The 21268-nt window shown below is 69.0% G+C and carries 17 protein-coding genes, 2 tRNA genes and 1 pseudogene; 12 read left to right on the top strand and 8 right to left on the bottom strand.

Going from position 1 to position 21268, the window contains the following annotated elements; all coding sequences use genetic code 11:
- Positions 1–63 precede the first annotated feature (63 nt).
- The 6 genes from ehuB (at position 64) to ABT114_RS07935 (ending at position 4266) form a co-directional block, all read left to right on the top strand.
- The gene (gene ehuB / locus ABT114_RS07960) at positions 64–969 is read left to right on the top strand and encodes an ectoine/hydroxyectoine ABC transporter substrate-binding protein EhuB (protein WP_351139795.1); all 906 of its coding nucleotides are present in this window, start codon (positions 64–66) and stop codon (positions 967–969) included.
- Complete coding sequence (gene ehuC / locus ABT114_RS07955; protein WP_351139793.1) at positions 966–1685, top strand: ectoine/hydroxyectoine ABC transporter permease subunit EhuC; 720 nt, start codon at positions 966–968, stop codon at positions 1683–1685. The genes ehuB and ehuC overlap by 4 nt, the downstream gene beginning before the upstream one ends.
- The gene (gene ehuD, locus ABT114_RS07950; RefSeq protein ID WP_351139791.1) at positions 1682–2332 is read left to right on the top strand and encodes an ectoine/hydroxyectoine ABC transporter permease subunit EhuD; all 651 of its coding nucleotides are present in this window, start codon (positions 1682–1684) and stop codon (positions 2330–2332) included. Before ehuC ends, ehuD begins: the two co-directional genes overlap by 4 nt.
- 10 nt (positions 2333–2342) lie before the next feature.
- Entirely contained in the window at positions 2343–3119 is a 777-nt protein-coding gene (ehuA, locus tag ABT114_RS07945; RefSeq protein ID WP_351140521.1) for an ectoine/hydroxyectoine ABC transporter ATP-binding protein EhuA, read from the top strand.
- A gap of 195 nt (positions 3120–3314) precedes the next feature.
- Positions 3315–4073: an IclR family transcriptional regulator gene (locus ABT114_RS07940; protein ID WP_351139789.1), complete on the top strand. Its 759-nt coding sequence runs from the start codon at positions 3315–3317 to the stop codon at positions 4071–4073.
- Positions 4074–4192: 119 nt separating this feature from the next.
- A tRNA-Lys gene (locus ABT114_RS07935) sits at positions 4193–4266 on the top strand.
- Here ABT114_RS07935 and ABT114_RS07930 read toward each other — a convergent pair.
- The 5 genes from ABT114_RS07930 to ABT114_RS07910 all read right to left on the bottom strand — a co-directional run bounded on the left by ABT114_RS07930 (position 4232) and on the right by ABT114_RS07910 (position 9977).
- On the bottom strand, positions 4232–5947 hold the full coding sequence (locus ABT114_RS07930; protein ID WP_351139787.1) for an AMP-binding protein: 1716 nt from the start codon (positions 5945–5947) through the stop codon (positions 4232–4234). The two genes, ABT114_RS07935 and ABT114_RS07930, sit on opposite strands and share 35 nt — an antisense overlap.
- A 126-nt stretch (positions 5948–6073) precedes the next feature.
- A complete protein-coding gene (locus tag ABT114_RS07925; protein WP_351139785.1) occupies positions 6074–6538 on the bottom strand; it encodes a DUF3592 domain-containing protein in 465 nt (154 codons plus the stop codon).
- Positions 6539–6747: 209 nt separating this feature from the next.
- The gene (locus tag ABT114_RS07920) at positions 6748–7353 is read right to left on the bottom strand and encodes a lytic polysaccharide monooxygenase auxiliary activity family 9 protein (RefSeq protein ID WP_351139783.1); all 606 of its coding nucleotides are present in this window, start codon (positions 7351–7353) and stop codon (positions 6748–6750) included.
- Between the two features lie 97 nt (positions 7354–7450).
- Complete coding sequence (locus ABT114_RS07915; protein ID WP_351139781.1) at positions 7451–8581, bottom strand: SPFH domain-containing protein; 1131 nt, start codon at positions 8579–8581, stop codon at positions 7451–7453.
- Between the two features lie 76 nt (positions 8582–8657).
- On the bottom strand, positions 8658–9977 hold the full coding sequence (locus ABT114_RS07910) for a peptidoglycan-binding protein (RefSeq protein ID WP_351139779.1): 1320 nt from the start codon (positions 9975–9977) through the stop codon (positions 8658–8660).
- A gap of 218 nt (positions 9978–10195) precedes the next feature.
- Here ABT114_RS07910 and ABT114_RS07905 point away from each other — a divergent pair.
- From ABT114_RS07905 to glxA, 4 genes and pseudogenes are all read left to right on the top strand, one after another.
- Positions 10196–10269, top strand: a tRNA-Lys gene (locus ABT114_RS07905).
- A gap of 94 nt (positions 10270–10363) precedes the next feature.
- Positions 10364–10780: pseudogene (locus ABT114_RS07900) on the top strand (FadR/GntR family transcriptional regulator); the annotation flags it as partial.
- A 306-nt stretch (positions 10781–11086) separates the two neighbouring features.
- Complete coding sequence (locus tag ABT114_RS07895) at positions 11087–13054, top strand: glycosyltransferase family 2 protein (RefSeq protein WP_351139777.1); 1968 nt, start codon at positions 11087–11089, stop codon at positions 13052–13054.
- A complete protein-coding gene (gene glxA / locus ABT114_RS07890) occupies positions 13051–14988 on the top strand; it encodes a radical copper oxidase GlxA (protein ID WP_351139775.1) in 1938 nt (645 codons plus the stop codon). Before ABT114_RS07895 ends, glxA begins: the two co-directional genes overlap by 4 nt.
- 61 nt (positions 14989–15049) lie before the next feature.
- On the opposite strand, the gene ABT114_RS07885 is transcribed toward glxA, so the two are convergent.
- From ABT114_RS07885 to ABT114_RS07875, 3 genes are all read right to left on the bottom strand, one after another.
- Entirely contained in the window at positions 15050–16084 is a 1035-nt protein-coding gene (locus ABT114_RS07885) for a glycoside hydrolase family 6 protein (protein WP_351139773.1), read from the bottom strand.
- Positions 16085–16514: 430 nt separating this feature from the next.
- Positions 16515–17120, bottom strand: coding sequence for a class F sortase (locus tag ABT114_RS07880; RefSeq protein WP_351140518.1), 606 nt, complete (start codon positions 17118–17120; stop codon positions 16515–16517).
- A 114-nt stretch (positions 17121–17234) separates the two neighbouring features.
- The gene (locus tag ABT114_RS07875) at positions 17235–17801 is read right to left on the bottom strand and encodes a hypothetical protein (RefSeq protein ID WP_351139771.1); all 567 of its coding nucleotides are present in this window, start codon (positions 17799–17801) and stop codon (positions 17235–17237) included.
- 395 nt (positions 17802–18196) lie between these two features.
- Here ABT114_RS07875 and ABT114_RS07870 point away from each other — a divergent pair, with 395 nt between their 5' ends.
- The gene (locus ABT114_RS07870) at positions 18197–18931 is read left to right on the top strand and encodes an IclR family transcriptional regulator (RefSeq protein WP_351139769.1); all 735 of its coding nucleotides are present in this window, start codon (positions 18197–18199) and stop codon (positions 18929–18931) included.
- Between the two features lie 243 nt (positions 18932–19174).
- A complete protein-coding gene (locus ABT114_RS07865; protein WP_351139767.1) occupies positions 19175–21259 on the top strand; it encodes a hydantoinase/oxoprolinase family protein in 2085 nt (694 codons plus the stop codon).
- Positions 21260–21268 lie beyond the last annotated feature (9 nt).

Raw genomic sequence — 21268 nt, 5'->3', positions numbered from 1 at the left:
TGTGAGTGATCGGGGCCGAAATTGATCTGAATAAGTCGCATGGTCTCGGGTAGCCGCGCGCCCATGGCTCCACCTATTGGGAATGGCGAACACATACCCGCGCCCGCACGCCGATCGCTGCTCGCGGCGGTGGCGGCGGTCGGCGCGCTGGGTGCCGCCGGCTGCAGCCGGGTGGCCACAGCGTCCACCACGGAGGGCGGTGATCTGCTCGACCGGCTCAGGGCGCAGGGCGTCGTACGACTCGGGATAGCGGGCGAGATCCCCTTCGGCTACATCGACAGGAACGGTGATCTGACCGGCGAGGCGCCGGAGTTGGCGAAGGTCGTCTTCAAACGGCTCGGGGTCGACCGGGTCCAGCCCGTGCCGACGGAGTTCGGCTCGCTCATTCCGGGGCTGAACTCGCAGCAGTTCGACGTCGTGGCCGCCGGGATGTACGTCACCCCGGACCGCTGCAGGCAGGTCATCTTCGCCGACCCCGACTACCAGATGCTCGATTCGTTCGTCGTCCGGAAGGGAAACCCGAAGGGGTTGCACACCTTCAAGGACGCCGCGGCGAAGAAGGCCAAGTGTGCCATCGGAACCGGGTACGCGCAGATCCAGCACGCGGTCGAGGCCGGCTACAAGGAGAGCGACATCCTGATCGTCCCGGACCAGGTGGCCGGGCTGAACGCCGTCGAGGCCGGGCGCGTCGACTTCTTCGCCGGGACCGCCGTCACCGTCCGCCAGGTGGTGGCGAAGTCGGCCAAGGCGGAGACCACCAAGCCCTTCGTTCCGATCGTGGACGGCAAACCGCACATCGACGGCGGCGCGTTCGCGTTCCGGCCGACCGAGACGAAGCTGCGGGACGCCTTCAACGCCGAGCTGAAGAAGCTGCGCAAGAGCGGCGAGCTTCTGCGCATCCTGCGGCCATTCGGCTTCGGCAAGGCCGAGATGACCGATCTGACCGCGAAGGAGCTGTGCGGCGGATGACCTCGGGACTCTGGGAACTCGTACTCAAAGGCATATGGACCACCGTCCAACTGCTGGTCTACAGCGCGCTGCTGGCCGCGACCGTCGCCTTCGTGGCCGGCGTCGCCCGCACCCACCGCCTGTGGATCGTCCGTTTCCTCGCGGGCCTCTACACCGAGGTGTTCCGCGGGACCTCGGCCCTCGTCATGATCTTCTGGGTGTTCTTCGTGCTGCCGATCGCCTTCGGCTGGCAGCTGGTGCCGATGTGGGCGGGCACGCTGGCGCTGGGGCTGACCTACGGGGCGTACGGCTCGGAGATCGTGCGCGGTGCGCTGAACGCCGTCGACCCGGCGCAGAAGGAGGGCGGCATCGCGCTCAGCTTCACGCCCTGGCAGCGGATGCGGCTGATCCTGCTGCCGCAGGCGGTGCCGGAGATGATCCCGCCGTTCTCCAACCTGCTGATCGAGCTGCTCAAGGGGACGGCCCTGGTGTCCGTCATGGGCATGGGCGATCTGACCTTCAGCGCCAACCTGGTGCGGCTGGCGCTCCAGCAGAGCGCGGAGATCTACACGTACGTACTGCTGATCTACTTCGTGATCGCCTTCCTGCTCACGCGCCTCATGCGCGGTCTGGAGAAGCGGCTGAAGGCCGGGGTCGGCAAGGCGCCGCAGCGCGGGGTGGCCGCGCATGAGCTGAAGCGGGCCGAGACGACCGGTGTCGGGGGTGGTGTCGCGTGAAGTGGGACTGGAACGCCGTACAGGACTTCATGCCGCACTTCTGGGACGGCCTGGTGGTCACCCTGGAGGCGCTGGCCCTCGGCTCGCTGATCTCCTTCGCCCTCGGGCTGGTGTGGGCGCTGCTGATGCGCACGCCCACGCGCTGGGTGCGCTGGCCGGTCGGAGTGGTCACCGAGTTCGTCCGCGACACCCCGCTGCTGGTGCAGCTGTTCTTCCTGTTCTACGTGCTGCCCGAGTGGGGACTCACCCTCTCCGCGCTGACCACCGGTGTGGTCGGCATCGGCCTGCACTACTCGACGTACACGATGCAGGTCTACCGGGCCGGGATCGAGGCGGTGCCGGCCGGCCAGTGGGAGGCGGCGACGGCACTCAGCCTGCCCGTCACCAGGACCTGGCAGGCGGTGATCCTTCCGCAGGCGATCCGCCGGGTCGTGCCGGCCCTCGGCAACTACGTCATCGCCATGCTCAAGGACACGCCGATGCTGATGGTGATCACCGTGCTGGAGATGCTCGGCCGGGCCCGGCTCTTCTCCCAGCAGCACTTCCAGTTCACCGAGCCTCTCACGGTGATCGGCGTGGCCTTCATCCTCATTTCCTATCTGGCCTCCCTTCTTCTGCGAGCCCTGGAGCGACGTCTTGTCCGCTGACACCCCCCTGATGAAAGATCCCGACGCCCACACCAATCCGCCGGTGGACGGCAGCGAACTGATCCGCTTCGACCAGGTCACCAAGCGCTTCGGTGACAACACCGTCCTCGACCGGCTCGATTTCTCCGTCGACTCCGGCAAGCACGTCACGCTGATCGGCCCGTCCGGTTCCGGCAAGACGACGATCCTGCGGCTGCTGATGACCCTGGCCAAGCCCGACGAGGGCACGGTCACGGTCGCCGGGGAGCGGCTCCATCCGGCCCCGGAGAAGCAGATCCGCGAGGTCCGCAAGAAGATCGGGATGGTCTTCCAGCAGTTCAACCTCTTCCCGAACATGACCGTGCTCAGGAACATCACCGAGGCGCCCGTGACCGTCCTCGGGCTGTCCAAGGACGAAGCTGAGGCGCGCGCCCGCGAGCTGCTGGACCTGGTGGGTCTCGCCGACAAGTGCGACTTTCGCCCGACTCAACTCTCCGGCGGCCAACAACAGCGGGTGGCGATCGCCCGGGCGCTCGCCATGCGGCCGCAGGTGCTGCTGCTCGACGAGGTGACCTCGGCGCTGGACCCGGAGCTGGTGGCGGGCGTCCTCGACCTGCTCAGGGACATCGCCCGCTCCACCGACATCACCATGCTCTGCGTGACCCACGAGATGAACTTCGCCCGGGACATCTCCGACCAGGTGTTGATGTTCGACGCGGGCCGCGTCATCGAATCCGGGCCGCCGGAGAAGCTCTTCGGCGATCCCGACCACGAACGCACCCGGGAATTCCTCGGCGCCGTGCTGTGATTACGGGAAGTGCGCGCGCCATCACCCCAGGTCTGAATCGCGTGGCATGACTTTGGCATATGCCAGAGTGACATTGCCGCAGTTGAGGGGCCACAATCTCGCCAATACCCCCTCCCGAAATGGCTCTTGCCGGTTATCGTGGAGGGGATCCGGTGTCCCGGATCACGGCCCAGAAAGCGACCGGGGGGATTAACCGTGGCGCTGAAGCACGAGCCGACCGCGCCGTACCACTCGGCTCAGGACGCCCTGCGCGTCCTCGAGACGGTGGCACGGCACTCCAGCGGTGTCACCGACACCCTGCTCGCCCGCGAGACCGGCATAGGCATGGAGCGGCTGACCGCGCTTCTGCGGATGCTGCGCCGCGAGGGCTACGTCGAGCAGGTGACCGACGGGGCGTACGTCACCGGCCACGCCCTCGCCCGCCTGGGCTCCGCCCAGGACCGCGAGCAGGCCCTGCGCGAGAAGCTCCAGCACACCCTCGACCGACTGCGCGACTCCGTCGGCGCCGCCGTCTACATCAGCCGGTACGTCGACGGCGAGGTCAAGGTCACCCAGTACGCCGACAGCCCCACCACCCCCGCCGTCAACGAGTGGGTCGACTTCCGCTACTCCGCGCACGCCACCGCGATCGGCAAGACCCTGCTCGGCCAGCTCGACCACAACAGCCGACGCGACCACCTCGCCCGGCACAAGATGGCCCGCCTCACCTCGCGCACCATCACCAGCGACCGGCTCCTGCTCTCCTGCCTGGAGTCCCAGCCGCCCACGGTGCCGGTCCTCGACCTCCAGGAGTACGCGGTCGGCACGGTCTGTGCGGCCGTCCCGATCACGGCCGGGTCCTCGGTGGGCTGCCTGGCGGTGTCCCTCCCGCTGGAGCACGCGCACCGGCTCCGGCAGGCGGCGGACGCGCTGAACAGGAACGCGGCGCCCGTGCTGCTCTCGCTGGCGATCTAGGGCCTGTCCGGCCGATCATGCCGCCCGTCCGCGTGGCCCCTCGGGTGGTCACCAGCATGCCCGTGGACCAGGTAGTATTTTCTTCGTCGCCGACCGCGAGAGCGGAAGGCGGGAGTCATGCGCCGCTAGCTCAGTTGGTTAGAGCAGCTGACTCTTAATCAGCGGGTCCGGGGTTCGAGTCCCTGGCGGCGCACAGATGAGGAGCCCCTCGCGGAAGCGGGGGGCTCTTTCGCTATTCTCTCCTCCCGCCCCCGCGCCCGGTACTCCGCCACCAGCCCGGCCAGGTCCTCGGCGCTCAGCCTCCGGTACGCACCCGCCCCGGGCGGCCTCCACCACACCGGATCGGCGCACCGGAATCCCTCCCGCCGGAGCCCCGCCCGATGGATCTTGTTCGTGGCGGTCACCGGCATCCGCTCCACCACCCGCACGAACCGTGGCGCCATCTTCGTCCCCAGGTCCGGCTGGGCCAGCAGGAACTCCGCGAAGCCGAGCGGGTCGAAGTCGCCGGCGAGCGTCGCCATGACCTGGTCCCCGGCCACCGGATCCGGCACCGCGTACACGGCGACGGCCGCGGCACCCTCGTACCGGGCGAGGATGTTCTCGATCAGCGCGGCGGCGAGGTTCTCGCTGTCCACGCGCAGCCGGTCGTCGGTCCGCCCGGCGAAGTAGAGGAAGCCGTCCGCGTCCCGGTAGAAGAGATCGCCGGTCCAGTACCAGCCTCCCCATCGTCGCCGCTCGCGGTCCGCCTCGGGGTTGCGCCAGTAGCCCTCGAAGGGGTTCGGACCGCGGTTGACCAGCTCCCCGATCGCCTCGTCCCCGTTGAGCAGCCGCCCGGCCGGGTCGAAGACGGCCGTCGGACACTCCGCGCGCGTCTGCGGGTCGAGGACGACGAGATCGCCCCCGCGGGCCGCCCGCCCGACCGCCCCCGCCGGCGTCCCCGGCATCCACTGGACCGCGGCCCCGCCCTCGGAGGAGCCGTACCCCTCCACCAGCCGCACCCCGAACCGCCGCTCGAAAGCCGCCGCGTCCACCGCGCCCGCCTCCGTCCCGAAGCCCAGCCGCAGCGGGTTGTCCCGGTCGTCGGGGCGGGGCTCGGTGGCCAGGAGGTACTGCACCGCGCGTCCCACATAGGTGAAGTACGTCGCCCGGTAGCGCCGTACGTCCGCCAGGAACCGCGACGCGGAGAAGCGCCGCCGCAGCGCCACCCCCGCTCCGGCCGCCAGCGCAGGCGCCCAGTCGGCGATCACCGCGTTGCCGTGGAACATCGGCATGCAGACGTAGTGCACGTCGTCCGGGCGGACACCGAAGTGGTCCGCCAGCGAGCGGCCGGCGGCGGCCAGCCGGCCCTGGGAGCAGATCGCGGCCTTGGGGGCGCCGGTCGAGCCGGAGGTGAAGTACAGCAGGACACGGTCGGCCGGGGTCGCCCGGGAGGCGTCCGGCCGGGCGTCCGCGTACGGGGTGAGCAGATCGGCGTAGGCCTCGCTGTCGGTCACCAGCAGGCGCACACCGGGGAGTTCGAGTCCGTCGAGGAGGGGCAGATGGGCCCGCTCGGTGATCACGACCCGGCACTCGGTGTGCCGGATGTCGCGGGCCAGCTCAGGTCCCCGGCGGGTGGGATTGACCCCGGCGACGGCCGCTCCGGCCAGCGCGGCCGCGCCCAGCCACAGCGGGAACTCCGGGGTGTTGTCGAGCAGGACGCCCACATGCGGTTCGGCGCCCGGCGGCAGCAGGTCGGCCAGCAGCGCCGCCCGGGCCGCGGCCCCGGCCGCCACCTCGTGGTGCGTCAGCACCCGCTCCTCGAACCACAGCCCCGGCCGGTGGTCACCCCACCGCGCCGCTACGAGTTCGGCGACCGTGCCCCTCGTCGACTCCATGAACGGGCACGGTAGTTGACGCACCGTCAGAAGTGGAGAGCCCGTGCTGCCCGAATCTGCCACAGCCCCGCGCCCCTTGCGGCGCGATACCGCACCGGACTTCGACAAGGCTGCTCAGGACCTGTCCTAGAAGCCGCCGATGTCCGACGTGGCGAAGACCTCGGTGTACGTCACCATGAAGACGACGCAGAACCCGACGACCACGCCGAGGAAGGCCAGCAGGGCGAGGGTGCCCGCCGCCTGCTTGACCTTGCGCGGCGGGAGGGCCGTGGCGATCACCTCGCGACGCCCGTCCTTGTAGTGCACGGTGACGATGTCGCCCTCGACGACGGTGGCCGGGCCGTCCTCCTCCTCGAAGCGGACCGTGCGGCCGTCGCGCGCGGTGAACTCGTAGACATGGTGCAGGGTCGTGCGCACGCGCGACTCACCGCCGCCGTGCACCGTGGTGAAGGTCCGCAGACAGCGCGCCTCGGCCGTCAGTCCGCTGTTCCAGGCCATCCGCACCTGGACCGTGCGGCGCACCACGCGGTACGCCATGAAGAGAGCCGCGGCCATGATCAGGCCGGGAACGGCGTAGAACATCACGTCCATGGGATCCCCCGATCTCCACGCCGTACCGATCGGTAGGCGTGTCGGGAACCTACCCTCGGGCGGCGCCCGATCAGCTCAAGGGATCCTCAGAACTCACCAGTACCGGATCATCACCTTGAGCATGCCGATCACGCCCACCCCGAGCAGGGCGAGACCGCGTGCGCCGGAACCGGTGGTACCGGCGCACGCGGACCCTGCCCAAGGGGGGATCAGAAGGTGACGTCGGAGCAGGCGTAGAACGCGTTGCTCGTGTCCGCGATCGTCCATACCGCGACGATGACGTGGTGGCCGCTCAGCCCGGACGGCAGCGTGCCGCTGTGGGAGAGCGTGGCCGGGGGACGCTGGCCGTTGTAGGGCACCGTCAGGAACGGTGTGGTGGTGAGGTCGGAGCGGGCCAGGTTGTGGTTCTGGTTCCAGCCCTGCTTGGTGACGTAGTACTTGAAGTCGGTCGTGGCGTGCATGGCGGTGAACTGCCAGCGGAACGTGTAGCTCTGACCGCCGGTCACCTGGGTGGTCGGCCAGGCGCCGCCCGACGGGGTCTTCGGGCTGTCGAGCTGGGCGAACCGTGTGTTGTTGGCGGAACAGATCTGGCCGTCGGCCGGACCCGCGGCCGGGAAGCCCTTGGGGCCCTCGACGCTCTGCGGCTCCCACTGGATGTCGCCGCAGTTCGTCACGGTGCCGTTCTGGCAGAGCTTCTGCCTGCTGATGGGGAGGTCGGTGTAGCCGTGGCTGCTGGCACCGCCCGACGAGAGCACGATGGCTCCGGACGTGGCGAGGCCCACCACGGCGGCATACCACTTGGTCTTTCTGCGCATGCTGCCGCTCCTGGAGAACGTGGGGGAGGTTCAGTGAGCTGTGCAGGTCTAGACCAAGTCCCAGATTATTGCCACCACTTGAACATGTCCATACCAATCACGGAGCCGCTTCCCCTCGCCCCGCGCAGAACGCCACCGTCAGGTCCTTCACCAGCGCCTTGCGTTCGTAGTCGTCCAGCTCGACCAGTCCGCGCATGGTCAGCCGGGTCACCGTGTCCTCCACCGAGTCGACGACCGAGGTGAGCACACTCGCCCGGTGCTGCGCGTCCAGCGCGGCGATCCGGCGGCGGTGCATCGCGGCGGCGACCTCCGGGGCGTACTCCACCCGCACCGGCCGCACCGAGAACACCTGCAGGCCCACCGGCCCCGCGTCCTGCGCCACCCGGCGGGTCAGCGCGTCGGTAGCCACGTCCAGCGAGCCCCGCGCCGCGCCCGGCATCTCCACCGGCACCCGGGCCAGCGCCGCCTCCACGCACTCGCGCAGATACGTCTCGTGGTCCTCGACCCCGAGCGTGGCCCGCGCGGTGTCCCGCACCCGCCACACCACCAGCACCACCACCCGCAGCGCGACCCCGTTGCCGTCGGCGGCCGGCATCGGCTCGCTGCGCCAGTGCCGCAGCCGTACGTCGACCCGGCGGCGCAGCAGCAGCGGGTTGACCCACATCAGGCCGGTGCGCCGGACGGTCCCCCGGTAGCGGCCGAACAGGCCGAGTACCCAGGCCCGTCCGGTCAGGCCCCGGGCGAGGCCGCCGAAGCCGAGCAGCCCGAGCGCCCCGGCCCCGGCATACGCCGCCCACTGCGCCGGACCGAGCCCGGCCCCCGCGTACGCCGGCAGCCCCAGCGCCTGCACCGCCACTGGCGGCAGCACGCCCGCCCACCAGGAGGTGGCCGCGCAGCCGGCCGCCCCACAGGTCCCGGCGAGCACGCCCACCGTGCCGGGCAGCACCCGCCCGGGCCGCTCCATCAGGTCGGGGTCGACCTGAGCCACCGGGCGCGCCTTCACCGGCACCGGGCGCCGGAAGCGCGGCTGCTCGCCGGTGCCCTGCCGACGCCCCACGACCGCGGGCTTGAGCGGCACGGACACCGGGTCGAGTTCGTCGCGGAACAGCAGATGGACGGGGATCTCGGTGGTCACCTCGTTCTGGATGAGCCGGACGGGCCGGGTCTCTGCCTCGGCCGGCCCCGGTCCGTCCGGTTCGGGTGTCTGTGAAGTGGTCGTACTGCTCATGCGTGCCTCCAGCCTCCGCGCCAGATGCGTCACAACAGTGGGCGAGTAGTGCCAGTGGTTGTGGTCTGCGAGTGGTTTACGAGAAGATCCGCCGCCAGGTCTCCGGCCCCGGGTAGCCGTCCGCCGCGCCGCCCCGCCAGCCCTGGGAGCGCTGGAAGGCCTCGACGGCACGCCGGTCCGTCTCGCCCCAGCGCGGACCCGGCCGGGTCGTGTAGTGCTTGCCGAACCCCTTCTTCACCAGCTGCCGGCCGAGCAGGGTGACGTACTTGTTGTCGGCGCCCGGCCGGAACAGGCCCCGGCCCGGGTAGGCGGGGGCCTTGGCGGGGGCCTTGGCGGGCTGCGCCGACGGGCCTGCCGCCCCGGTCGCGATGTCCCGGCCGGCGCGGGCGGCCAGCAGGTCCCAGGTCCGCGGGTCCGGCAGTCCGTCCGCGGCCGCGCCCGTCCAGCCCTGGGCCAGCTGGAACGCCTCGGTGGCCCGACGATCCGCGTCGGACCACCGAGGGCCCGGACCGGAGGCGTAGAGCCCACCGGCGCCCAGCCGCACCAGCATCCGGCCCAGCAGGGTGACGTACTCGTTGTTCGCGCCGGGACCGAAGTACGCCACTCCGGGATACGGAGTCACCGCGCCACCCCCGTCCGGATTCGCGCCCGCCGCGTCCGCCGCGAGCCCCTTGTAGCGGTAGGCGAGGTACCGGTCCGAGTGGCTCCAGTAGGCATAAGGGGTGGCCCGGCGGCGGGTGCGCGGGGGGATCTGTTCGTAGGCGTTGTAGGAGGTGTGCGTGTAGTCCGTCCAGCCGCCGAAAAGGACGACGTGCGAGCCTTTCTCCGGGTCCGCCGGATTGTGGAACAGCAGAATGTCCCCGGGCTGGAGTTCCGCCTTGGGAATCCGCTCCCCGTACCGCTCGAGACTGCCCGTCGATTCGTTTCCCGGCAGGTTCCAGGCCATGGAGACGAAGCCCGAGCAGTCCTGCCGGTACCCGTCGGACCAGTAGGCGTCCATGCTGTACGGCACGTCGGCGTCGATCCATTTCCGCGCCCGGTTGATGATCTCCGCACGGGTGGTCGCGGGTGTCCTGCCCGTGCCCGTCGACCTGCCCGGCCTGCCCGGGCCGCCGCCGGGGCCGTGCAGCGGGGCCTTGCTGCCCTGCGGGGTGTCGGGCTCGTCACCTGCGGGAACGCCCGCCCGCCCGGGTGCGTGCGGGGCGGCGAGAGCGGGTGCCGTGGCCGCCGCACCGAGCGCGGCGGACGCGGCGGCGGCCACGACCAGGGCACGGTGGGCGGCCGGCCGGCCGGTGGTGCGGGCGGGGGAATGCGGCAGGACGCGGCGCCAGTGGGCGCATCCCGGGCAGTCGCAGTCGCTCGCGGGATCGAATTCCTCGAATACCGGAGCCGCCATGCGATTCCCCTCACACTCCAGGTGGAAATGTCCGCGCGTGTACACGGCGATCAGTTTCCCAACTGTCCTCGGGGTGCGCATGTTGACGGTCCGAATGATGTACTGCGGCCGGGTGGCGGGGCCGCGAGGGGCGGAAAGCGGCCGGAGGCGCCCGCGAGACGGCCACGAGGTGGTCGGGAGCACCTCCGCACGTCATGTAGAGTTATCGATGTCAGCAGGCGCCGCTAGCTCAGTTGGTTAGAGCAGCTGACTCTTAATCAGCGGGTCCGGGGTTCGAGTCCCTGGCGGCGCACAGACGGAAGAAGCCCCTCGTACGAACGAGGGGCTTTTTCGTTGTTTGGCCGGATGCCCTCCCGCCATGGCAGCCCGAGATCTCCAGGAGCTGATCAAGAAGCTCGGCGCGCGAGGCACTGGAGGCGCTCCAGGCGATGGGCATCGTCGAGATCCGGCACGGCTTCGGCACCTAGGTGGGACCCATGTCCCTCGCACCCATGATCGAAGACCTCGCCGAGACGGACCGGGCCTTTCACGCCACCCTCTACCGGTGCCTGGGAAACGTGCTGTCGTGCGAGGTACTGGAGGCGTTCTGGGACGCCTTCCACCGCGTGCGCACCGATCTGGCTGATGTGCCGCAGGATCCTCTGGTCACCTGCCGCCAGCACCGGGAGATCGTGCACACGGTGTGCTCGGGTGACGCGGTTCGAGCGGAAGAGACCATAAGAGAGCACTTCGGCAACATTCGCGCCCGACTGTCCACAACCGATCCACAACTCCCCCACAGGCACCCCAATAAGCGCGTATGACCGGTAAACACCGCGTTTCGCATCTTGCGATCATGCTGAACGCCGTAGAACCCTGTTTCCCAAGATGCTGCGGATTGGCGGCACTTGGGGGGCAAGGAGCCGGTTGCGGCTGATGCGGGGAGAGGGGCCCCGTTCATGGAGGCGTGCCGAGGGGGGCACCCTGCAACCGGAAGGGCGCAGTTCCATGTCCATAGGTTGTGTGGCAGCTGTGCCTCGCCACTGAAGCACCTGTGTAGGCCGAGGGGGGTCGAAGCAGGTGTAAGGAACCGACAGACACGCGGTGACCTGCGTGTGGGGGGATGACTCATGACGTCGACGCCGACGGGCGCCCGGCATAACTTCGATCCGTCACAAACCACCCAGCTCAGGGTGCCTTCGCACCGGACCGGCCAGTTCCGCCGATTGAAGAAAACACTGCCGAGATACGACTACGAGCACTACAGCAGGCTGGCGGGGCCCCTCACCCAGCCCGACCCGAACAAGCCGTACAAGGTGCAGTACCGCTCGCTGCTCTCTCAGGAGCCGCACCGGATCCGGGCCGCCCTCATGCTGGGCGCGGCTCCGCTGCTGTCGCTGGTCCTGCTGGGCTGGCTGTTGCAGCCGGAGCACTGGACCGAGCGCGACTACCCCGCCTACGCCTGGCTGCCCACGCTCGACGTCGTCATGCTCGTCTCGATCGGTCTGATCGAGTTCTTCCGCTGCATGAACGTGCTGTCGAACGCGCACGCCACGCTGGTCGCCCGCGACCCGATCCCGGTCGTGCCCGAGACCGGCACCAGAGTCGCCTTCCTGACCTCCTTCGTGCCCGGCAAGGAGCCGCTGGAGATGGTGACCAGGACCCTGGAGGCCGCCGTCCGGCTGCGCCACCGGGGTCTGCTGCATGTCTGGCTGCTCGACGAGGGCGACGACCCCGAGGTCAAGGCGGTCTGCGCCCGGCTCGGCGTGCACCACTTCACCCGCAAGGGCGTCGAGAAGTGGAACCGGCCCAAGGGTGCGCACCGTGCCAAGACCAAGCACGGCAACTACAACGCCTGGCTCGAGGCGCACGGCGACGAGTACGACTACTTCGCCTCCGTCGACACCGACCACGTGCCGCTGCCCAACTACCTGGAGCGGATGCTCGGCTTCTTCCGCGACCCGGACGTCGGCTTCGTCATCGGCCCGCAGGTCTACGGGAACTACGACAACCCCATCACCAAGGCCGCCGAGTCGCAGCAGTTCCTCTTCCACGCACTGATCCAGCGGGCTGGAAACGCCTACGGCGCACCGATGTTCGTGGGCACCTCCAACGCCGTACGCATCAGTGCGCTGAAGCAGATCGGCGGCCTGTACGACTCGATCACCGAGGACATGGCGACCGGCTTCGAGATCCACCGGCACCGCAACCCGGCCACGGGGAAGAAGTGGAGGTCGGTCTACACGCCGGACGTGCTCGCGGTCGGTGAGGGACCCGCCGCCTGGACGGACTTCTTCACTCAGCAGCTGCGCTGGTCCCGGGGCACCTACGAGACCATCCTCAAGCAGTACTGGAAGGGCTTCTTCTCGCTGCCGCCGGGCAAGCTCTTCAACTACACCATGATGATCATCTTCTATCCGATGTCGGCCCTCAACTGGATCCTCGCGGGACTGAGTTGTGCGCTGTTCCTGGGCCTGGGCGCCTCGGGTGTGAACATCGACCCGACCGTGTGGCTGATGCTGTACGGCAACGCCTCCGCGCTCCAGATCGGCCTGTACGTCTGGAACCGGCGGCACAACGTCTCCCCGCACGAGCCGGAGGGTTCGGGCGGTGTGGCCGGCATGGTGATGTCGGCGCTGTCCGCGCCGGTCTACGCCCGCTCGCTGCTGGACACGGTGCTGCGCCGCAAGAGCAAGTTCGTGGTGACGCCCAAGGGCGACTCGGCCAGCCCGGACACCTTGTTCGGGACCTTCCGCATCCACCTGTTCTTCATCCTGGTCTTCGCCGCGTCGATCGCCGCCGGGTTCATGCAGGGGCACTCCCACCCCGCGATGCTCATCTGGGCCTCGTTCGCCCTGCTGATCACCGCGTCGCCGATCTTCGCCTGGCGGTACATGCTCCGGCAGGCGAGGAAACGGCCCGCTGAGCCCGTACCGGAGCCACAGGACGCGGTCCCGGCGGCGACGCCGGCCGCGGGCGTGCCCGCGCCGTACGCACCGCACGGCCCGGCGCCCAGGCCGACCTGGGCCGCATCGAGCGGGAGCGGCGACCAGACCATGGAGATCGCGCTGGGTGGACTTGGGGGACGTAAGGAATGAATGACCGAGCCGGCCGCCGACGCGCACGTCGACTCGCTGTTGGTACGGTGGTGGTCCTCGCGCTGGCCGGGATGAACGGCCCGTGGGTCTACCGCTTCGGGACCGAGAAATACCACGCCTACGCGATCAACAGACCGGAGTACAAGGCCGACAACGGCCGCTGGCAGATAGTCGAGTTCCCCAAGGAGTTCCGCCAGGACACCATCCACGCGGTCCTCCTGCACACCGGCAAGGTCCTGCTCGTGGCGGGATCGGGCAACAACCAGGAAAACTTCGACGCCAAGAAGTTCGACAGCCGTATCTGGGACCCGGTCAAGGGCACCATCAAGAAGGTGCCCACGCCGAGCGACCTGTTCTGCACGGGCCACACCCAGCTCGCCGACGGCAACATCCTGATCGCGGGCGGCACCAAGCGGTACGAGAAGCTGAAGGGTGACGTCACCAAGGCCGGCGGCCTGATGATCGTCCACAACGAGAACCCCGACAAGCCGATCACGCTGCCCGCGGGCACCAAGTTCACCGGCAAGGAGAACGGCAAGACCTTCGTCTCCAAGGACCCGGTGCTCGTGCCGCGCGCCAAGAAGGTCTTCGACCCGAAGACCGGCAAGTTCCTGCGCAACGACCCGGGCCTCGGCCGTATCTACGTGGAGGCGCAGAAGAGCGGCTCGAAGTACGAGACCGGCACCCAGGACAACTACCGCATCCAGGGCCTGACCGGCGTCACCGCGCGCAACACCTACGGCATCGCGCAGAAGCTCGCCCTCGACAAGAAGGACTTCCAGGGGATCAGGGACGCCTACGAGTTCGACCCGGTCGCCGAGAAGTACATCAAGGTCGACCCGATGAACGAGGCCCGCTGGTACCCGACGCTCACCACCCTGAGCGACGGCAAGGTCCTCAGCGTCTCCGGCCTGGACGACATCGGCCAGCTGGTCCCGGGCAAGAACGAGGTCTTCGACCCGAAGACCAAGAAGTGGACCTACACGTCGACGATCCGGCAGTTCCCGACGTACCCCGCGCTGTTCCTGATGCAGAACGGCAAGATCTTCTACTCGGGGTCCAACGCGGGCTACGGGCCGGACAATGTGGGCCGCGACCCGGGCATCTGGGACGTGGACACCAACAAGTTCACCAAGCTGCCCGGACTGAGCGACCCCAACATGATGGAGACGTCCGGCACGGTGCTGCTGGCGCCGGCGCAGGACGAGAAGTACATGGTGATCGGCGGCGGCGGGGTCGGCGAGTCCAAGCTGTCCAGCAACAAGACGCGGATCATCGACCTGAAGGACGCCAACCCGGAGTTCGTGGACGGACCGACGCTGGAGAAGGGCACGCGGTACGCGCAGGCCTCGGTCCTGCCCGATGACACCGTGCTGGTGTCGGGCGGCTCGGAGGACTACCGGGGCCGCGGCGACTCCAACATCCTCCAGGCGCGGATCTACCACCCGGACAGCAACACCTTCGACCGGGTCGCCGACCCGCTGGTGGGCCGCAACTACCACTCGGGGTCGATCCTGCTGCCCGACGGACGGGTGATGTTCTTCGGCTCGGACTCGCTGTACGGCGACAAGGCCAACACCAAGCCGGGCACGTTCGAGCAGCGCATCGAGATCTACACGCCGCCGTACCTCTACCGGGACTCGCGGCCGTCGCTGTCCGGGGGCCCGCAGACCATCGCGCGCGGGGGGACCGGCACGTTCACCTCGCAGCACGCCTCGTCCATCAGGAAGGTGCGGCTGATCAGGCCGAGCGCGTCGACGCACGTCACGGACGTCGACCAGCGGTCGATCGCGCTGGACTTCAAGACGTCCGGCGACAAGATCACGGTGACCGTGCCGAAGAACAGGAACCTCGTCCAGTCGGGGTGGTACATGCTGTTCGTGGACGACGACCAGGGGACGCCCAGCGTGGCGCAGTGGGTCAAGGTCCCGTAGCGGACACGAACTTGGGGGCGCCCGGCCTGCGGCCGGGCGCCCCCAAGTGTCACTGTCGCTCTCAGTCGGAAGCGCGGGCCAGCTTCAGCGCGTAGTCCGCCCACCACTGGCCCGCCTTGGGGCCGCCCTTGCACTCGCCGTCCGACTCTCCCGGCCGCTTCACCCACAGGTACGCGTCGACCAGGGCGTCAGCCGTCTTCGTCGTCGGCGGTTCGCCCAGCGCCCGGCCCGGCGGGTTGCACCAGCGCTCGTTCGGATCGCCGCCCGTATACGGCCCGTTGCCGTTGCGGCTGGTGTCGATGACGAAGTGCTTGTCGCCGACCTTCGCCGAGAGTTCCTTGCCGTAGGCGAGGGAGTCCTGGGTGGAGTAGAAGTTGGAGACGTTGACCGCGAAGCCGTCGGCCCGGTCGACGCCCGCCGACCGCAACGGTTCGACCACCTGGTCGGGATGGCCCCAGCCGGCGTTGCCCGCGTCGAGGTAGACCTTCGTGTTCTTCAGGGCCTTGAGGGTGCCGACCGCGCCCTCGAGGAGGTTGTAGCGCTCCTCGTGGAACTCGTCCTGGGTGCAGCCGTCCACCAGGTGCAGGATCGCGTCCGGCTCCAGGATCACCGTGGCGGGACGGTCCCCGATGCCCTTGGCCACGCCGTCGATCCAGGCCCGGTAGGCGTTGCCGTCGGCGGCGCCTCCCTGCGAGTACTGCCCGCAGTCGCGGTGCGGGATGTTGTAGAGGACCAGGAGTGCCGTGCGGCCTGCCTTGTCGGCGGCCTCGGTGAAGCCGCGGGCCTCCTGTTCCGGGTTCTCCGGGCCGATCCACTCGCCGGTCGGCTGCTCGGCGATCTTGCGGATCTGCTCGGCCTCGTCCTTCTTGCCGGCCTTCGCGTAGGCCGTGAGCTGCTCTGCCGCGTTCCCGTCCGGGTTCACCCAGAACGGGTCGGTCTTCTCCGGCTGTTGAGTGACCGCGGCGCTCGTGCCGCCGTCCGGTTCGTTGTCGTCCCCGCCGCCGGAGGAGCATCCCGCGATGGCCAGCGCCGCCCCCAGCGCCACCGCGAAGATCCTGCCCCGTGCCGAAGACGGCGCCCCCCTCGTGCCGTACATCCAACTCCCCCTTGGGTGCACTGTTCTGCGCAGTTTTTCCCGGTCTCAATCCTGACATACGTCCCCCTACGCCCACGAGATAGCCCGAGCTTGTCGGAGACCTGTTACAGCCCCCCGGCACCTGGGTGGGCGTGCGGACGCCGACGATTCGCGCAGGCCGCCATGAGGGCGTGGGCCACCTGCGGGGATGACGGAGAGCCACCGGTCCGGGACTTGGCGTCAAATGCCCTCTAGGCCCGGGAGCACATCCGTTCTACAGTCGTCTCGGACGGCCCGAGCCCCCGGCCGGCCTTTCACTCACCGTGCCTTCCGCACCTCCCGCGTCGGTCGCCGGGTTACTCCCGCATCCCGTGCCCACGCGGTCGAGGACCGGCCCGGTCGGCGGCCCCAAGGGGGAGCGAGCCGTCGGCCGGGCCAGGTGCCACGCCGCTCACCCGGCCGTCCCCGACAGGTACGCCGACACGATCACGTTCGCCGTGTAGCTGCGGCTCACCCGGTCGAAGGTGCCGCCGCAGGTGATCAGCCGCAGTTCGGCGCGCCCGGGCTCGCGGGGGCCGTAGGCCTCGTGGGCGTCGAAGTCGTCGCGGGCGACGACCTGGACGTCGTCGACGGTGAACTCGGCGACCTTGCCGTCGTCGCGGACCACCCGGACCGTCGCGCCCGGCTGCAGCACACTGATCTTGTAGAAGACGGCGGGCCGGGTCTCGGTGTCGACATGCCCCACCATCAGCGCGGTCCCGGCCGCGCCCGGCTTCACCCCGCCCCCGTACCAGCCGACCACGCCCGCCTGGTCGAAGGGCGGCGGCTCGATCGCCCCCCGCGTGTCCAGCCCCCGGGCCACGACGGGTGCCTGCACGCCGAGGTCGGGGATGTCGAGGCGCTGCGGCAACGCGGGCCGCAGAGGCTGTGCTGCGGGCGGCAGTTCGTCCTCCGCCGGCCGCCCGACGGCCGCCACGTCACCGGTGGTCGGCCCGGATATCCCCAGTCGTACGTCGCTCACCCCGCGCCCCCACAGCCACAGCCCGAGCAGCAACATCGCCCACGCGAGGCCGGTCAGCAGACGGCCGCCGGAGGAACGCTCCCGGTCTTCCGACAGGTGTACGGGCAGGTGTTCGGGCGGGGCGTCGGGCAGGTCTTCGGGCATGGCCGTTCAGTCCGTCCTGCGACTCCGGCGGGTACTCCGGAGCGCTACGGCAGTGGCGGCGACACCCGCGAGAATCAGGCCGGTGACCGTGTGGGCAGTGCCCGGGCCGTCCCCGTGGACCTCCACCGAGGCGAAGTGAGCGGTGCCGCCGCCGCCCGCGTCCACGGGGGCGATCGGGGAGGCCGGGGCGGACGGGGAAGCGGGGGCATACGGTGCCGCCGAGCCGCCGGAGACGGTGACGGTTCCCTTCACCTGGACGTCGGCACAGGTGATCCGCACGTCGTACGAGCCGGGCTCCACCGTCGAGCGGATACGGGTCTCACCGGCCAGCGTGCCGTCGGCGCCGGCGAGCCGGGCGTCCGAGACGAACGCCGACGAGGTGGCGGTGGCCGTCGTCCCGACGCAGCCGCTGACCCGCAGCGCCACGTCGGCGCCGGGGGCGGGGGACGACGGGGTCACCGAGACGCTGCCCCCACCCGCCGGGTCCGCCGCGTACCCCCCGTACGCCGCCGGGGCGAGTGTCGCGACTCCGGCGGCAACACTCGCACAGAGAGTGACTTTCCAAGAACCCATCGTGAAACCTCCTGATATCTGGAGGTTCCCCCTGGGAGTGCGGCCCCGCATCCGCAGCGGGACCGCACTGCTCCGTACGGGTGATCTTCCTTGCGTCGGCGGTTTCAGATCCGCTCAACAAGGTCCGCGATGGAGTCCACGACCTTGGACGGCCGGTACGAGAGCACCCGCCCGGTCACGGACGAGCCCGTGGCCGACCTCCACCTCATCGGACGATCACCGTGGTCGCCCTGGGGGAAGTCGGCGGCGCTCGAAGTCGGCGTCGGGGTCTCCTCGCGATGCTCGCCCTCTGGTTGATCACCCGCACCGCAAGAACGCGGACACCGCAGGCCCCGACCACAAATGGGGTAATCCAGGCCCGGTATTCTGTCAATCATGCGGGTAAGGGCTGCGGCATGATCGACGGTCTCGAACGGGCCGTGCGGATACTGGATCTCTTCTCCTCCGATGCCCCCGAGTGGACGGTCAGCGACGTGTGCCGCGCACTCGACCTCCCCAAGACGACGATCTGGGATTACATGCAGAGCATGGCCGCTCTCGGCCTCCTGCGTCGCACGGGGCGCGGCCGCTACCGGCTCGGATGGCACTCCTTCCAGCTGGGACTCCGCGCGCGGATGACCTCAGAGATCTCCGGTCCGGCTTGGTCAGCGATGCGCGACCTGGCCGACACCCACGACGAGACGGTTCAGCTGGCGGCCCGCTATCGCAGCGAGGTCGTCTACCTGGAGAAGATCGCACCGCGCACCGGGGTTCGAGTCAATGCGACCCGGGTGGGCGAACGACTCCCGGCGCACTGCACAGCGGTAGGCAAGGTGCTGTTGGCCTACCTCTCCCCCAGTGAGCTCCGAACCATCTATGGCGAGCTGAGGTCTCTCACGGCTCGTTCCATCACCACGCTCTCGACGCTGGAGACGGAGCTGTCCTCGGTTCGTGAGCGCGGGTACGCCCTGGACGTCGAGGAAGCTGTCGACGGCATGTGCTGTGTCGCCGCACCGATCAGCAATCGACAGGGCGACGTGTCGTGGGCACTGAGTATGAGCTTCCTCGAGTACCGGTTGCCCACCCATGGAGAGGCGTACGCCCGCGTCGTGCTCGAGGCAGCTCAGCGGCTCTCCGAGCACGCACCGTGACTCGACCCATCGGATCGGCCGACTCCCGAGGGGTGGCGGCGCTCCGACGTCTGTTCGGCTGAGCCGAACGGCGCGTTGTCGACGAATGTGAGGCGGGTTTACGGTCACGGAAACACCGCCCCCCTCTGGTAAGTCTCAGATTCGGTTCACACTGGCTGCGCTATTCACGCGAGCCGCAATTGCACTGATGCGCTCCACGTCCTCCAGCGCGTCCATACGGTTCCATGCAATGGAGTTCTCTCTATGACGAACGTAAGCAACAAGGCGAGTCGACGGATCGGAATTGATATCGGAGGTACTTTTACCGATCTCTTCGTGGTCGAAGGGGACGGTGAGTCTCGTATCTACAAGTCCCCGACCACCCCGCACGATCCGTCCGTCGGCTTGCTGAACGGATTGACCAAAGCGGCCGACAGCTTCGGTGAGTCGTTGGAAGACTTTCTCGGCGGGGTGTCCACGATCGTGCATGGCACGACGATCGCGACCAACGCCGTCTTGACTCATCAGGGGGCGAGGACCGGCTTCGTCACGACGCACGGCTTCCGTGACCTGCTGAACATGCGCCGCGGCATCCGGGAGCGTCAGAACGACTCCAAGTACGCACCGCCGGCTCCGCTTGTCCCCCGGGAGCTCATTGCCACGGTCCGCGAACGTATCGATGTGTCCGGCAATGAGGTCGTGGCGCTGCACGAGGACGACGTGCGTGCGGCAGCGCGTCAGTTCCGCGAGCAGGGCGTCGAGGCGGTCGCGGTCTCCTATCTGTGGTCCTTCCTGGATCCCGCTCACGAACAGCGCACCGCAGAAATCCTGCGCGAGGAGCTCCCCGGCGTTTTCATCACGATATCCAGCGATGTCGTGCCCCAGATCCGCGCCTACGAGCGGCACAGCACCACGGTATTGAACGCCTTCGTCGGACCCAAGCTGCAGAACTACCTGGCGAATATCAAGCAGCAGCTGGCTGACCGCGGCTTCGGCGGAACCCTGCTCATCGTGCAGTCCAACGGCGGCGTGATGTCGCCCGAGATCGCCAGTGATTCGGCAGTCAACGCGCTCATGTCCGGCCCTGCGGCCGCGCCGGGGGCGGCCCTGCAGTACGCCCGTCGGCACGGCTCCGAGGACGTCATCGCCGTCGACATGGGAGGCACCAGTTTCGACGTCGCGCTGGTGCGTGACGGCGAGTCACTGCTCACCAGTGACAGCGAGATCGGCGGATATCGAGTTGCCCTGCCCATGCTGGACATTCACACCGTGGGTGCGGGTGGCGGTTCGCTGGTGTGGGTGGACTCCGGCGGCATCCTCCGGGTCGGTCCGCAAAGCGCCACCGCCAACCCGGGTCCTGCCTGCTACGGCCGCGGTGGCGAGAACCCCACGACCACCGATGCCGACCTCCTCATGGGCTACCTGAACCCGGACATGTTCGGCGACGGTGCCTTCACCCTGGACGTCGAAGCGGCCCGCACGGCCGTCGAGGAGAAGGTCGCGAAGCCGCTGGGGCTCTCGGTCACCGAAGCGGTCGAAGGCATCTACCGCGTGGTGAACGCGACCATGGCCGAGGCCGTCATCGCCGTCTCGGTCAAGCGCGGTGTCGACCCCCGCGAATTCACCATGGTGGTCGCCGGCGGCGCCGGCCCGATCCACGCGGTGCCGATCGCGCAGGAACTCGGTATCAACCGCATCATCGTCCCCCGCGAGTCATCGGTGTTCTGCGCCGTCGGCACCCTCCTGACCGACCTCAAGCACCTGTACGCACGCACCTTCGTCTCGGACATGGACTCCCTGGATCTGGACCGGGTCAGCGAGCTGTACCGGGAGATGCGGGACGAAGCCGTCGAGACGCTCCGCTCGGAGAACGTGGAGGACGACGCGATCGACCTGGTCTTCAGCGCTGACGTGCGTTATATCGGCCAGTTCACCGAGATCGAGGTCCCTCTGACCTTCAACGGCGAACTCACCCCGGAGTCGCTCAAGCAGCTGGTCATCGACTTCGAGGAGAAGCACGAGGCCCTCAACGGTTACGCCATGCCAGGCGAGGCCACCGAGCTCATCAACGTACGCCTCACCTCGTTGGGCCGCACCGCCAAGCCCGCCCTCGCCGACCACGCCTCCGCAGGAGAGGACCCCTCCGCTGCGCGCAAGGGCGCCCGTGAGGCGATCTTCTCCGGCGTACCCGTCCAGACCGACGTCTACGACGGCCTTGCCCTGCGCCGTGACAACCGCATCCTCGGCCCCGCGATCATCGAGCAGCCCACCACCACCGTCGTCCTCATCGAGGGCTACGCCATGACGGTGGACTCGCAGGGCAACTACGTCATCGAACCGGCGAACTGACCGGCCTGA

This window comes from Streptomyces sp. NPDC002088 (assembly GCF_040296605.1).
Classification (GTDB): Bacteria; Actinomycetota; Actinomycetes; order Streptomycetales; family Streptomycetaceae; genus Streptomyces.
The sequence above is the reverse complement of the archived record's forward strand: the minus strand, read 5'-3'. Positions and strand labels throughout refer to the sequence as shown.